The sequence below is a fragment of the Shinella sp. WSC3-e genome (assembly GCF_945994535.1).
GTDB classification, from domain to species: domain Bacteria; phylum Pseudomonadota; class Alphaproteobacteria; order Rhizobiales; family Rhizobiaceae; genus Shinella; species Shinella yambaruensis.
In genome coordinates, this window is the sequence record NZ_OZ000533.1 from 111,802 (window position 1) to 124,446 (window position 12,645).

General features: G+C 65.2%; 12 protein-coding genes. All 12 read right to left on the reverse strand.

The window, feature by feature from the left end:
• Nucleotides 1–24: 24 nt before the first annotated feature.
• On the reverse strand, nt 25–1,329 hold the full coding sequence (locus AABF56_RS29210) for a CapA family protein (protein ID WP_338341931.1): 1,305 nt from the start codon (nt 1,327–1,329) through the stop codon (nt 25–27).
• A gap of 114 nt (nt 1,330–1,443) precedes the next feature.
• Nucleotides 1,444–2,043 (reverse strand): thiamine pyrophosphate-dependent enzyme, encoded by a 600-nt coding sequence (locus AABF56_RS29215; protein WP_272808574.1) that lies wholly within the window; start codon nt 2,041–2,043, stop codon nt 1,444–1,446.
• A gap of 2 nt (nt 2,044–2,045) precedes the next feature.
• Nucleotides 2,046–2,576: a thiamine pyrophosphate-binding protein gene (locus AABF56_RS29220; protein ID WP_244768602.1), complete on the reverse strand. Its 531-nt coding sequence runs from the start codon at nt 2,574–2,576 to the stop codon at nt 2,046–2,048.
• 100 nt (nt 2,577–2,676) lie between these two features.
• On the reverse strand, nt 2,677–3,675 hold the full coding sequence (locus tag AABF56_RS29225; protein ID WP_272808573.1) for a Bug family tripartite tricarboxylate transporter substrate binding protein: 999 nt from the start codon (nt 3,673–3,675) through the stop codon (nt 2,677–2,679).
• Nucleotides 3,676–3,819: 144 nt separating this feature from the next.
• Nucleotides 3,820–4,767, reverse strand: a complete 948-nt coding sequence (locus tag AABF56_RS29230) for a LysR substrate-binding domain-containing protein (RefSeq protein WP_272808572.1) — start codon at nt 4,765–4,767, stop codon at nt 3,820–3,822.
• A gap of 102 nt (nt 4,768–4,869) precedes the next feature.
• A complete protein-coding gene (locus tag AABF56_RS29235) occupies nt 4,870–6,372 on the reverse strand; it encodes a tripartite tricarboxylate transporter permease (RefSeq protein ID WP_272808767.1) in 1,503 nt (500 codons plus the stop codon).
• Complete coding sequence (locus AABF56_RS29240) at nt 6,372–6,821, reverse strand: tripartite tricarboxylate transporter TctB family protein (protein ID WP_244768599.1); 450 nt, start codon at nt 6,819–6,821, stop codon at nt 6,372–6,374. The genes AABF56_RS29235 and AABF56_RS29240 overlap by 1 nt, the downstream gene beginning before the upstream one ends.
• A gap of 129 nt (nt 6,822–6,950) precedes the next feature.
• The gene (locus AABF56_RS29245) at nt 6,951–8,429 is read right to left on the reverse strand and encodes an aldehyde dehydrogenase (protein WP_272808571.1); all 1,479 of its coding nucleotides are present in this window, start codon (nt 8,427–8,429) and stop codon (nt 6,951–6,953) included.
• A gap of 20 nt (nt 8,430–8,449) precedes the next feature.
• The gene (locus AABF56_RS29250) at nt 8,450–9,163 is read right to left on the reverse strand and encodes a 4-carboxy-4-hydroxy-2-oxoadipate aldolase/oxaloacetate decarboxylase (RefSeq protein ID WP_272808570.1); all 714 of its coding nucleotides are present in this window, start codon (nt 9,161–9,163) and stop codon (nt 8,450–8,452) included.
• Between the two features lie 36 nt (nt 9,164–9,199).
• Nucleotides 9,200–9,907, reverse strand: a complete 708-nt coding sequence (locus AABF56_RS29255) for an HpcH/HpaI aldolase family protein (RefSeq protein ID WP_272808569.1) — start codon at nt 9,905–9,907, stop codon at nt 9,200–9,202.
• Nucleotides 9,904–10,836 carry an NAD(P)-dependent oxidoreductase gene (locus AABF56_RS29260; protein ID WP_272808568.1) on the reverse strand — a complete coding sequence of 311 codons (933 nt, stop codon included), beginning with the start codon at nt 10,834–10,836 and terminating at the stop codon, nt 9,904–9,906. The genes AABF56_RS29255 and AABF56_RS29260 overlap by 4 nt, the downstream gene beginning before the upstream one ends.
• Before the next feature lie 46 nt (nt 10,837–10,882).
• On the reverse strand, nt 10,883–12,409 hold the full coding sequence (tcuA, locus tag AABF56_RS29265; protein ID WP_272808567.1) for an FAD-dependent tricarballylate dehydrogenase TcuA: 1,527 nt from the start codon (nt 12,407–12,409) through the stop codon (nt 10,883–10,885).
• Between the last annotated feature and the right edge of the window lie 236 nt (nt 12,410–12,645).

Below are 12,645 nucleotides of genomic sequence, written 5' to 3' on the forward strand. Positions count from 1 at the left end.
CTGCTGTCCTTTGCAATGCGGCCGTCAGAGCCGGATGACACCGATGCCCTTCTCGATGTCGATCCGCGTGCCGAACGGCTCGGAAAGCGACTTGAGGCGTCGGAGAACCGCCTCGCCGGTTTCCCCGTCGGCAAGGAAGGGGCGGCCTTCCGTCAGGGCATGCGAACCTTTCCCCGTCCGCCGCGTGATCACCGTTCCGTCCGGCGTCGTCCGGCGGCCCATCTCGACCGGGTGCAGCCGGATCTCCTTCAGGACGTCGCCGTCGTAGGCTAGCTCGAACACGGCGGAACTCCACCAAGGCGCAAGGTCGAGGCCGGGATGGAGCGGATGGGCCGCGGCGTTCAGCGTCGTCAGGCGGTCGACGTCGTGGTCCCACGCCTCGTAGCTGTCATAGGGCACCCGGCGGACGAATTCCGATTGGCAGATGAAATTGCCGACGCCGTAGAAGATCGGCTTGCCGTCGTGGATCTCGATGCCGAGCGTCTTGTGCCAGCCGTGGCCGATGCAGATATCGGCGCCCGCCTCTATCGCGGCATGGGCGAACTGGCGGGCGAAGCGCGGAGGATTGTCGCTGCGCGGCCCTTCCGAGACATTGAAGTGATGGGCGACCATGACGAGGTCGGCCATCGCCGCCGCCTCGCCGATCGAGCGGAGATTACCTTCGAGGTCGCGCGGATGGCATTCACTGAACACCCCGAACCCCTCGCCGGCGACGAAGGCCGGTGCGGTGCGGGTCGACTGGTCGCCGGGAAAGTTCAGCACGATCTCGCCCGCCTCCCTGCGGCCGCCGATGCCGAGCCGGCCGGCAAGCCTTTCCAGCTCGGCGGCGGCGGCCCTGTCGATCTCGTATTTCATCGACACGCGCAGGGGATTGACGCCCGGCCGGCCGCGCAACTGCGCCTTCGGATGGCTCGCCCATTCGTAGGCCTTGTTTCCCGAACTCGTCGAAACGAGCGCCACGCGGCCCTTGCGCGTCTCAAGGAAGGCCGGCTCGCGGGCCTCCTCCAGGTCGCGCCCGGTGCCGGCGCAGGCAAATCCCGCCGCCCGGCAATGGCGCGCCGTCGCGAGCAGGCCGGACGGACCGAAATCGAAACTGTGATTGTGGGCAAGGGACAGAAGGTCGATCCCGACCGCCTTCAGTTCCGCGGCAAGATCCGGCTCCGCGATCATGTAGCTCGCGATCCAGTCGCCGCGCGCGGCCCATTCCAGATCGTCGGCGGTGCCGAAATTCATCTCGAGATGCGCGTAGGTGACGTCGGAGTCTGCGAGCAGGTCGAGGACCGCGCGGAACTTGGGCTCCTCATAGGCCGAGAAGGGCCGGGACATCATGCATTCGCCCGCAAGGACGACCTTCCAATCCCGTTTCCGAGACATGTTCTCACCCCGTTTGCTTGATCGATCAGTCGGCGGCGCCCGTCGCAGGACGGGCGCCCGCGCGCGCGCTCAATAATAGGCGCGCTCGGCACCGAGGAGATTTTCCCGGAAGCGATCCTTCAGATGGGCGCCGTCGCGCACGCGGATCGACATGGGATAGCGCTGGGTGTTCACCTTGATCGCCGCGAAGAATGGCCCGTCCGTTTCGAACAGCCGGGGCACGACCGCGTCGAGTTCGGCCGGGGTATAGACCGTCTCGGCACCGGCAAAACCGCATGCCTGCGCGACGCCGGCAAGGCTCACGCCGCGCTGCGTGTGGGTCGGCTGCATGCCGGTCTCGCTGTAATACTCGTTGTCGATCACCACGATGGCGAGGTTCTTCGGCCGTTGCGCGCCGATCGTCGCGAAGGCGCCGATCCCCATCAGCATCTCGCCGTCGCCCGTCACCACCAGCACGCGGCGCTCGGGCTGGGCGAGTGCGAGGCCGAGGCCCGTCATGGCCGCCGCCCCCATGCCGCCCCAGAGGCAGAACGTGTTGGGGTGGTCGACCGTGCCGGCATCGTAGGTCGCCGAGCCGAGCCCCGTGACCATCAGCGCGGTTCCGCGTTTCGCCACGATCGTTCCCATCACCTCGCGGCGGTCCATCGTGCCCTTTTTCGTATCGGTCATCGTCATTTGCTCCAGTCCTTGAAGCCGAGAAGCCGCTGGCTGAGGAGCACCGCGACCGCGCAATTGGAAGAGAAGGCGAGCTGTGCGGCGGCGTAGACGATCTGCCCCACCTCCTCGGCGTGGTTCGCACGATGAATGTAGACGCCCATATCCTGCAGGACCCGCTCGGCGTTCTGGCCCATCGGCAATTGCCAGGGGTTGAACTCGCCCCACTCGCCCCGCATCGTGACAATCATCAAGAGCGGCATGCGGCAGTGGAGCGGAACGCTCAGCATATTGATGCAGTTGCCGACGCCGGACGATTGCATGAGGAGCGCACCGCGGTCGCCGCCGAGCCATGCGCCGGCCAGCATGGCGACACCCTCCTCCTCGGTGGTCAGGGAGACGGCGGACATGCCGGGGTCCGCCTCGCAGCTCGCTATCAGCTCGACATGGCCCGCATCCGGAACGTAGGCGACCTGCCTGACATCGCTCCGCTTGAGCGCCTGGAATATCTCGCCGGGCCAAAGCCGGGGGGTGGGTTCTATTTTCACATCGACTCCATGGAAGGCTTGAACAGTATTTGAAACGTCGGGTTCCGGCTGCGCGGCCGTGGGCCGCGCAGGCGATCGGCATTCTTCGGGGTCTATGCGGTCAGAGCTGGTTGGCTACGCCGGACTGCTTGACGACCTCGGACCACTTTCCGATATCGTTGACCACCTGCTTGGAGAACTCCTCCGGCGTGTTGCCCACGAGCACGGCGCCGGTCGGCTCGAAGCGGCCGCGGAAATCGGGATCATCGATCAGCGCCTTGGTGCCCTCGTAGACCTTCTGCACGATCTGCGGGTCCGTTCCGGCGGGGACCAGGAGGCCATACCAGAGATCGGATTCGAAGCCGTCGAGGCCCGGCAGCTCGGCGACCGCCGGAATGTCCGGCAGGGACGAGTTGCGTTGCAGGCTGCTGACCGCCAGCGGGCGGAGCTGCTCCTGCTTGATATAGGGCGAAGCGCTGAGGATCGAGACGAAGAGGCAGTCGATATGGGCGCCGAGGAGCGCGGTGATCGACGAGCCCGTTCCCTTGTAGGGGACATGCGTGATGTCCACGCCCGCCCTCGCCTTCAGCATCTCCAGCGCCAGGTGCGCGCCGCCGCCGACACCGGACGAGCCGCAACTGAGATCGCCGGGGCTCTTTTTCGCCAGCTCCAGGAATTCCTCCATGGTCTTCGCCGGCGAGGACGGCGGCACCAGGAAGACGAAGGGCAGGCTCGAAAGCATGGAGACGGGCGTGAAGTCCTTGACCGGATCGTACTTGACGCGGTCCCCGAAGAGCTGCGGATTGATGACGATCGTGGCGTTGGTCGTCAGGAGCAGCGTATAGCCGTCCGGCTTCGCCTTCGCGACGATGTCCGTCCCCAGGTTGCCGTTCGCGCCGGCCTTGTTCTCGACGATGACGGGATTGTTGTTCCACAGGCCCTGGAGCTTGTTGGCGAGCTCACGCGACATGATGTCCGTGCCGCCGCCCGCCTCGAAGGGCGTCACGATCCGGACCGTCTGGTCCGGATAGTCCTCGGCGGACTGGGCGAGAGCCGGCGCGGCCTGCAAGGCGATGAGCGATATTGCTAGCCCGGCGATATGATGGCGATATGAAAACATGACTTCCTCCCTTTATGCGTCGGGAGTTTAGTGAGCCGGTTTTGCGGGCGCAAAGCGTCATTTTCGATAGTAGTATGCGCTGGCGGCATACTGGAACCGGGCGCGCGGATGCGCGCTCTCCTGCCGCACGAGGATGTGCCAAGCTTACTTCGCCGCGCGTTCGCGCTCCCGCGCCCGCAGCGTCGCGCGAACGTGGTCCGGCGTCAGCCTGGGCGCCAGGAGCTCTATGAAATCGAAGATGAAGCGTCGGATATAGGTGTCGGTCCGCAGGGTGACGTAGCTGGTGCTGGCCTCGAAGAGATGGCTGGCATCGCGCGCGCGGAGCGCCCTGTCGTGCGTCGGGTCGAAGGCGTCGGTCGCCATGACGGCGATGCCGAGGCCCATCTCGACATAGGTCTTCCCCACGTCGGCATCCACGGCGTTGAAGAGGATCATCGGCGAGATCCCCTTCTTCTCGAACGCATCGAGGATCTTCCATCGGCCGCTGCGATGCGGATCGTGCGCGATCATCGGATATTTGGCGATGGCCTCGAGCGTCAGGGTCTTGACCCGGAAGATGGGGTGGCCTTTCGGCGCGATCAGGCTGCGCGTTATCTGATAGCAGGGCATCCGCAGGAGGCTCGGAAAGGGCCGCATGGTCTCCGTGCCGACGGCGATGTCGGCCTTGCCGGTCTCGACCGCCTCGCAGATCTCCGTCGGGTTGCCCTGCAACAGACCGATGCGCACCAGCGGATGGCGCTGGACGAAGCTCTTGATGACGCGCGGCAGGATATATCGGGCGTGCGTATGGGTCGTGGCGATCGTCAGCGTCCCGCCTTCCTGGGCGCCGTAGTCCTCGCGGATGTTCTTCAGGCTCTGGACTTCGTTGAGGATGCGCTGGGCGATCTCGACGACCTCGCGGCCCGGATCCGTCAGGCCGGTCACGCGGTTCCGGCTGCGCTGGAAGATCGAGAAGCCGAGTTCGAGCTCCAGCTCCTGGATCTGCTTGCTCATGCCCGGCTGGGAGGTATTCAGCGCCTCGGCGGCGGCCGAGATATGGTTGCCCTGCCGGTTGACCTCAACGACATATCGGAGTTGGCGAAGCTGTACCATGGGCGTGTCCTGCGGTGATGACCTCACGCCCAGTCTATGCGGCCCGCACCGGCGTCGTCATGAAAAATATGGGGCTTTTCACAGGACGCCGGCCGCCTTCCGTCAACCCTCCTCGATCGCCTGGTCCTTCTGCTGGCGAACCAGCGGAACCACCATCAGCGCCATGAGGCCGAACGCGATCGCCAGGAAGACGGCGCTGAGGGGCGAGGTGACGAAGACCTCGGGATTTCCGTGGGATTGCAGCAGGGCGCGACGGAAGTTCTCCTCGATCATCGGCCCGAGCAGGAAGCCGAGGATGAACGGCGCCGGCTCGCAGTCCAGCTTGAGGAAGATGTAGCCGAGCAGCCCGAAGAAGGCGGCGAAGGCGACGTCGCTGGCGCTCATGTTGACCGTGTAGATGCCGATGCAGGAGAACACGAGGATGAGCGGATAGAGCCAGCGATAGGGCACCTTCAGGAAGGAGACCCAGAGCCCGACCAGCGGCAGGTTGAGGATGACGAGCATGACATTGCCGATCCACATACTGGCGACCAGCCCCCAGAACAGGCTGGGATGCGAGGTCATCACCTGTGGTCCGGGCGTGATGCCGTGGATCATCAGCGCCCCGAGGAGCAGGGCCATGGTCGCGCTACTGGGAATGCCGAGGGTCAGCGTCGGGATGAAGTGCGTCTGCGCGGCCGCATTGTTGGCCGATTCCGGCCCGGCCACCCCTTCGATCGCGCCCTTGCCGAAGCGGGACGGATCCTTGCTGAGCTTCCTTTCGAGCGCGTAGGACGCGAAGGAGGCGATGGTCTGCCCCGTTCCCGGCAGGACGCCGAGGATGGAGCCGATGCCGGTGCCGCGCAGGATCGGCTTCCACGAGGCCTTCAGGTCCTCCCGCGTCGGCATGAGGTTGGTCACGCGCGCCGTCAGGACATCGCGCTGCAGCGAGACGCCGAGATTGACGACGATCTCCGAGAAGGCGAAGAGGCCGGCGGCGACGACGACGAAGTCGAAGCCCTCGGCAAGGCCGTCCATGCCGAAGGTGAAGCGGTCAATGCCGGAATTGACGTCCGTTCCCGCCAGGCCGAAGACCGCGCCGCAGAACGCCATGCCCATGCCCTTGACCAGGGAGCCGCGCACGAGGGCGGACGAACAGATCAGCGCCATGAACATGAGGGAGAAGTACTCCGCCGCGCCAAACTTAAGCGCCACGGCGCCGAGCGGCGGCCCGACGAAGGCGATGAGCAGCGTGCCGATGCAGCCGGCGACGACCGAGCCGATGGCGGCGATGGCCAAGGCCGGCCCCGCCCGCCCCTGCCGCGCCATCTGGTATCCGTCGATGCAGGTGACGGCCGAGGAGGATTCCCCCGGCAGATTGACCAGGATCGCGGTGGTCGAGCCGCCATAGGCGGCACCGTAGTAGATGCCGGCGAGCATGATCATCGCCCCCTCGGGCGGAAGGCCGAAGGTCAGCGGCAACAGCACGGCGATCGTCACCAGCGGCCCGACGCCCGGCAGGACGCCGATGAAGGTGCCGAGCAGCACGCCGGCGAAGCAATAGGCAAGGTTCATCGGCGACAGGGCGACACCGAAACCCAGCGAAAGATGCTGAAGGAGTTCCATCACCAGGGCCTCAGCTTGAGGGGAATGTTCAGTCCGTAGACGAAGATGCCCACCGCGATCAGCGTCATCGCAAGAACCATGACGGCGAGTTCGCGCATGCTGCCCTCCCGTCCCGCCAGGCGGCTGATCAGGACGAGCGCCACGACCGCGACGATGAGACCGCGCGACTCGATGAGCAGGCTGAAGACGAAGACGGCGGCAAGGATGAAGGCGAGCGGCCGGATTTCCCAGCTCGTCACGCTTTCGGAAGCCTCCGGATGAAGCGTCGAGCGGACGACCATCGTCAGGCCGATGAGCGTCATGATGGTTCCGAGGATCGCCGGGAAGTAGCCGGGGCCCATGTTGCCGGCCGTTCCCATGTCGTAGCTCTGCCCCAGCACGATGGTTCCAAGCCCGATCGCGCCGAAAAGGGCGCCGCTCAGGAAATCTTTTGTGATGTGAAGCTTCATTCTTCCTCCCCGTCCCGTGACATCGCGATGCCGGGGCGTCCTCCCGCCCGGCGCTGCTGTCACAGGCGCCTTTTCCGCATTCCGCAGCGAGCCTTCGCCGCCACGGACGATCTCAACTCGCTTTCGCCTTCACCGCTGCACGAACGGATTGGCCGACGGCGCACCGTAGTTCATCCAGACGCTCTTGACCTGCAGGTATTCCTTGATCATCTCCGCACCGTTCTCCCGGCCCACCCCGCTCTGGCGATAACCGCCGAAGGGCGACATGTAGCTGGTCGCGCGATAGGTGTTCACCCAGACGGTGCCGGCCTTCAATGCCTCCGTCATGCGCACCGCCCGGCCGATATCCCTTGTCCAGACCCCGGCCGCAAGCCCGTACATCGTGTCATTGGCGATCCGCACGGCATCGGCCTCGTCCTTGAAGCGGATGACGGAGAGGATCGGGCCGAACACCTCCTCCTGCGCGATGCGCATCGTGTTGCGCACGTCCTTGAAGATGGTCGGCTCGACGAACCAGCCGTCGCCGCATTCGGGACGCCTGCCCGGCTCGCCGCCCATCACCAGCGTCGCCCCCTCGCCGAGGGCGACGTCGATATAGTTCAGCACCTTCTCGTATTGCGGCCTGGTCGTGACGGGGCCGACCTGCGTCTCCATCTTAGCGGGGTCACCCATGCGGGCCGCCTTTACCGTCTCGACGAGGCGGTCGAGGAAGGCGTCGTGGATGGAATCCTCCACCAGGAGGCGGGAGCCTGCGAGACAGGTCTGGCCGGTGGCCGCGAAGATACCCGCGATGGCACCGTTCACCGCCTCGTCCAGATCGGCATCCGCGAATACGATGTTCGGCGATTTCCCGCCGAGTTCCATCGTCACATGCTTCATGGTCTGCGCTGCCGCGGCATAGATGCGCTTCCCGGTCGCGTCCGATCCGGTGAAGGCGACCTTGGCGACCTTCGGATGCTCCACGAGGGGCGTGCCGACCTCGTTGCCGAAGCCCGTGACGACGTTGACGAGGCCGCCCGGCGCGCCGGCCTCCTCGATGATCTTCACGAATTCCAGGACGGAGGCGGAGGTGAATTCGGACGGCTTGATGACAACGGCATTGCCGGCCGCGAGCGCCGGCGCCAGCTTCCACGCCGTCAGCATGAGCGGCGAGTTCCACGGCGTGATGATCGCCACGACGCCGAGCGGCTCGTAGCGCGTGTAGTTGAGATAGCCGCGTTTATCGAGCGGGATGACGGAGCCTTCCACCTTGTCGGCGAGCCCGCCGTAGTAGTGGTACCAGTTCGGCATGTAGCGCATCTGCGCCAGCATCTCGGCCATCAGCTTGCCGTTGTCGCGCACCTCGATGGCGGCGAGATGCTCGGCGCGCTGCGCGGCGAGGTCGCCGATGCGGCGCAGCAGCGCGCCCCGCTCGCTGGCCGTGCTCGAAGCCCAGGGGCCGGCGGTCACGGCCGCGTGGGCGGCTTCGACGGCCCTGTCCACGTCCACAGTGTTGCCGCGCGCGACCCGTGCCCAGGGCTTACCGGTGAAGGGGTTGTACGTATCGAGCCATTCGTCGCCATCGGGATCGACGAACCTGCCGTCTATGTAGTGCTGAAAATCCTGCATTCCGGTCTCTCCCGTCATCGTCATACACCCGGCTCGTTCGGCGAAGCCCACTTCGCGTGCTCCGACACCGTGCCCTTGAGAAGCCTGTCGATATCGAGCGCGCCGTGGGCCGGGTCGGGCAGCAGTTCGTTCAGCGTGCCGTTCTCCATCGACAGGGCCTCCGCGCGCTCGCGCTGCAGCGCCCTGGCGAGGACCTGCTCGGCCAGCAGGCGCGGCACGACGGCGATGCCGTCGTCATCGCCCACCACGATATCGCCGGGCGAAACGATGACCCCGCCGACCTCAACCGGGACATTGATTGAGCCGGGTGTGTTCTTCTGCGGCGCGCGCGGCGACACGCCCCGGGAAAAGACGGGAAACCGGTCGCGGCGCAGCAGCGCCACGTCGCGCACCGTCCCGCTCGCGACGACGCCGACGCCGCCCCGGCCGCGCACCTGCAGGGCGCTGCGATGGCCGAAACAGCCGCTTTCGGAATCGCCGGCATCGATGACGAGCACGTCGCCCGGCTGCATCATCTGCACCGCCTTGTGCGTCATGATGTTGTCGCCGGGAAAGCAAAGCACCGTGAAGGCGGATCCCACCAGGGCGATATTCTCGAAGATCGGCCGGATATCGGCCTTCATCGCGCCATGGCGGCCCATCGCATCGCTCAGGGTGGACGTCGGCACACCCTTGAACCTGTCGATCAAGCCGGACGGCGCCCGCTGGAAATCATGATAGATATGGCCATACATGGCCTTCTCCCCTTAAAAGTTCTTCATGCCGTCCGCTCAGGCCCGCTCCGCCACGAGCGTTTCGCGAACACCATCAAGAAAAGCCCGCGCCGGACCGGCGACGAACGCCTTCACGTGAACGTTGACCCAGCGCAACCCCAGGCGGCGATAGTGCTCGACCATGTGCAGATCGCCCTGAACATTCATCCCTGCCACGCGTCCGGCCCGCTCTATCGTGCCGATGGCATCTTCGACCGCCTGCCGCACCTTCGGATGGTCGGGCTGCCCCTTGAGGCCCATCGATTGGGCAAGGTCCAGCGCGCCGATGTAGAAGACGTCGACGGCCTCGGACATCAGCATCCTCGGCAAATTGACGAGGGCGGCTTTCGATTCGATCATCGCCACGAGCAGCGTCTTGCCGTGGTCGCCTTCCCATTGCGTGATGCCACGGGCGATTGCCGCCAGTCCGGCGGGCGTATCCACATGCGGCGCCTGGATGCCATCGACGCCACAGCTCAGGTATCGGTTGATCAACCCGATCTCATGGGACCAGGGGCGCACGATGGACGCCATTCCCGATGCGCGCGCCGCCCGGGCCAGATCCTCAACCGCCTGGAAGTCCGTGCCGGCATGTTCGCAATCGATGAAAACCGCATCGAAGCCGAGGCCGCCGACGAACTCAACGAGGCGCGGGGTCGGAAAATCCGTGTTACAGACCGCGACCGTTCCGCCGCCCTTCAATCGGTTTTTCAGATCGTGGCTCATCGGCTTGCCCTGGCCAGATTCGCGGTCGTCGCACTTTCCGCAACGAAGCGCGCGAATTCCGTATGATCGGCATTGGGTCCGTTCCAGGCGCGCGCTTCCTCCCACAGGTCAAGGCAGGCACGGCCGAGGGTGGCGGGAACCTCGCAGGCGTCGGCCACGTCCATGGCCAGCTTGAGGTCCTTGACCATCAGTTCAAGCGCGAAGCCGGAATCATAGGCATGGTTGAGAACGTACTGCTTGAACTTGTTCTCGGTGCTGTTGTTTCGCCCGGTCGAGGCGTTGAGCACATCGATGACGACCTCGCCATCGATGCCGAAGCGTTCTGCGACGAGGAGCGCTTCGGCCACCGCCGCCAGACCGGCGGCCGAAACGTAGTTGTTGAGGACCTTGATCGCGTGACCCGAACCCAGCGGCCCGATGTGGAAACGCTTTCCCATGGTCGCAAGAAGCGGATCGAGGCGGTCGGCCAGCGCGCGGTCGCCACCCACCATGATCGACAGCGTCGCAGCGATGGCGCCCTTCATGCCCCCGGAGACGGGCGCGTCGAGCAGGCCGATTCCGAACACACCGAGATCCTCTCCGAGTGCGCGCGTGCCCACCGGTGCGGACGAGCTCATGTCGACGATCGCCGTGTCCGCCCGCATGCCCCGCACCAGACAGTCGCTCCCGGCACCGTCGCCGAGCGCGACGTTGCGCACGATCCTGCCGTCCGGCAGCATCAGCACCACCACATCCGATCGCTCGCCAAGCTCGGCGAGCGAGCGGGCGCTGCCGCATCCGTGCTCCGTGGCGAAAGCGTCCGCCTTCTCACGATCCACGTCATAGATCGTAACCTGCCAGCCGCCGGCAATCTGATTGGCCGCCATAGGCCGGCCCATGTTTCCGATGCCGACGAAACCAACCCTCGTCGTGCCCTTTGAAGCGGTCACCACAGTCCTCCCTTTATAAGTCCTTGCCAGCGGGCCAGCGCCGGAACTACATGGCCGATACCTTCGCCGTCCTGACGCTTTCCCTGGTCGCCCGCGCCGCGATGGCGGCGTTGCGCCCCGCGATGCGGCCGAAGACCGCGCCACTCATGAGGCCCGTCGCACCCGGATAGTTGAAGTAGAAGAGGCCCCCGACCAGTTCGCCAGCCACATAGAGGCCGGGGATCGGCCGTTCGCCACCGTCGATCGCCTGTGCGTCGGTGGAGATGCGCAACCCGCCGAAGGTGAAGGTGATGCCGCAGGTCACGGCATAGGCTTCGAACGGGCCGGTCTCGATGGGGTTCGCCCAGTTGGACTTGGGAATGTCCAGGCCTTCGGTGCGCCGCCCGTCCTTCACGGTGGGGTCGAAGGGCACGTCGCGCGTGATCGACGCATTGTAGTCGCGCACCGTCTTGAGGAAGGTCTCCCGGTCGACATCTCCCATCCTGTCGACCAGCTCCTCCAGCGTATCGGCGACCACGCGGGTCACGCGGCGGGTCTTGTATTCCGGCCGCAGGAGATGAACGACGGTCGAGTCGAAGATCTGCCAGGCGAACTGGCCGGGCTGTTCGAGAATGACCTTGCCGTATTTCGCATAGGTGTAGTTGCGGATATCCGCACCCTCGTCCAGGAACCGCTTGCCGGCCGCATTCACCATGATCGACCAGGGATAGCTGTCGCGCTCATAGTCACCGGTGACGGAGAGGTCGCCGAAGTCCTCGGCATAGCGCTCCCAGCCGACGGCATGGCAGCCGGACCAGTTGCCCTTGGGCTGTGCGCCGACCTTCAGCGCCATGTCGAGCCCGTCGCCGGTGTTGAACTTGCTGCCCCGCACCTTGGCGAGGTCCCAGCCCGGGCCGAGATACTTGGTGCGCCATTCACTGTTCGCCTCGAAACCGCCGCAGGCCAGCACCACCGACTTCGCCCGAACCTGTTGCGTCACGCCGTCCAGCTTGACGACAACGCCCTCGACGCCGGCATCCGAGCTGATGAGCTCGCGGGCCCACGCATTGTAGCGCACGTCGATGCCCGCCTTCTTCACAGCCGCGTAGAGCGAGTCGACAAGCCCCTGCCCGCCGCCCCAGGCCGCAAGCGTCGCGCCGCCCCAGAACTTGAACTTTCCATCGACCTTGAAGGACTGGCGGCCGAACTGCGGATAGAACTTCACCCCCTGCTTCACCATCCAGTGCATCGTGGCATTGCTCTGGCGGACGAGAATCTCGCAGAGATCGGGGTCGGTACGGTTGTGCGTGATGCGCGCCATGTCGTCGAAGAACATGTCCTCCGTATAGCTGCCGAAATCGCTGTCCATTTCCTCGGGCGTGAGATCGGGGGAGAGGGCCCGGATGTCGTCCGAGCCCGTATAGGCAAAGCGCATCAGGCCTTCGGTATAGGAACTGTTCCCGCCACGCTCCTCCTCCGAAGCCCGCTCAAGAACGAGCACGCTGCCGGCGCCATTCTCCCGCGCCGACAAGGCTGCGCACAGCGCTGCGTTGCCTCCTCCAACAATCACAACGTCATACTCGATCTCACTCATCGGCCGCTCCATAACTCCATCCTCGAACTTTCGTGCTGGCTCCTTCCTAGCAAAGTCGTTGAGCGAATTATCAGACTATCTGGTGCTTCTAGTATTCCGCACCGACATACTGGAGATGACCTTCCGTGATCATGTGCAAACGATGCGACCGCTCCGGATCGCAAGGGCGTTATCCTTTGCTGCTGCAGCGGCAATGAGGTCGGAAGGACGACGGGGCAGACATGGAATACGATCGT

Excerpts from the sequence above, each read along its gene's own strand:
- AABF56_RS29245 (WP_272808571.1), bottom strand. The coding sequence starts at position 8,429 with ATGCAGGATTTTCAGCACTACATAGACGGCAGGTTCGTCGATCCCGAT.
- AABF56_RS29235 (WP_272808767.1), bottom strand. The coding sequence starts at position 6,372 with ATGGAACTCCTTCAGCATCTTTCGCTGGGTTTCGGTGTCGCCCTGTCG.
- tcuA (WP_272808567.1), bottom strand. The coding sequence starts at position 12,409 with ATGAGTGAGATCGAGTATGACGTTGTGATTGTTGGAGGAGGCAACGCA.
- AABF56_RS29225 (WP_272808573.1), bottom strand. The coding sequence starts at position 3,675 with ATGTTTTCATATCGCCATCATATCGCCGGGCTAGCAATATCGCTCATC.
- AABF56_RS29210 (WP_338341931.1), bottom strand. The coding sequence starts at position 1,329 with ATGATGTCCCGGCCCTTCTCGGCCTATGAGGAGCCCAAGTTCCGCGCG.
- AABF56_RS29240 (WP_244768599.1), bottom strand. The coding sequence starts at position 6,821 with ATGAAGCTTCACATCACAAAAGATTTCCTGAGCGGCGCCCTTTTCGGC.
- AABF56_RS29250 (WP_272808570.1), bottom strand. The coding sequence starts at position 9,163 with ATGTATGGCCATATCTATCATGATTTCCAGCGGGCGCCGTCCGGCTTG.
- AABF56_RS29230 (WP_272808572.1), bottom strand. The coding sequence starts at position 4,767 with ATGGTACAGCTTCGCCAACTCCGATATGTCGTTGAGGTCAACCGGCAG.
- AABF56_RS29255 (WP_272808569.1), bottom strand. The coding sequence starts at position 9,907 with ATGAGCCACGATCTGAAAAACCGATTGAAGGGCGGCGGAACGGTCGCG.
- AABF56_RS29215 (WP_272808574.1), bottom strand. The coding sequence starts at position 2,043 with ATGACCGATACGAAAAAGGGCACGATGGACCGCCGCGAGGTGATGGGA.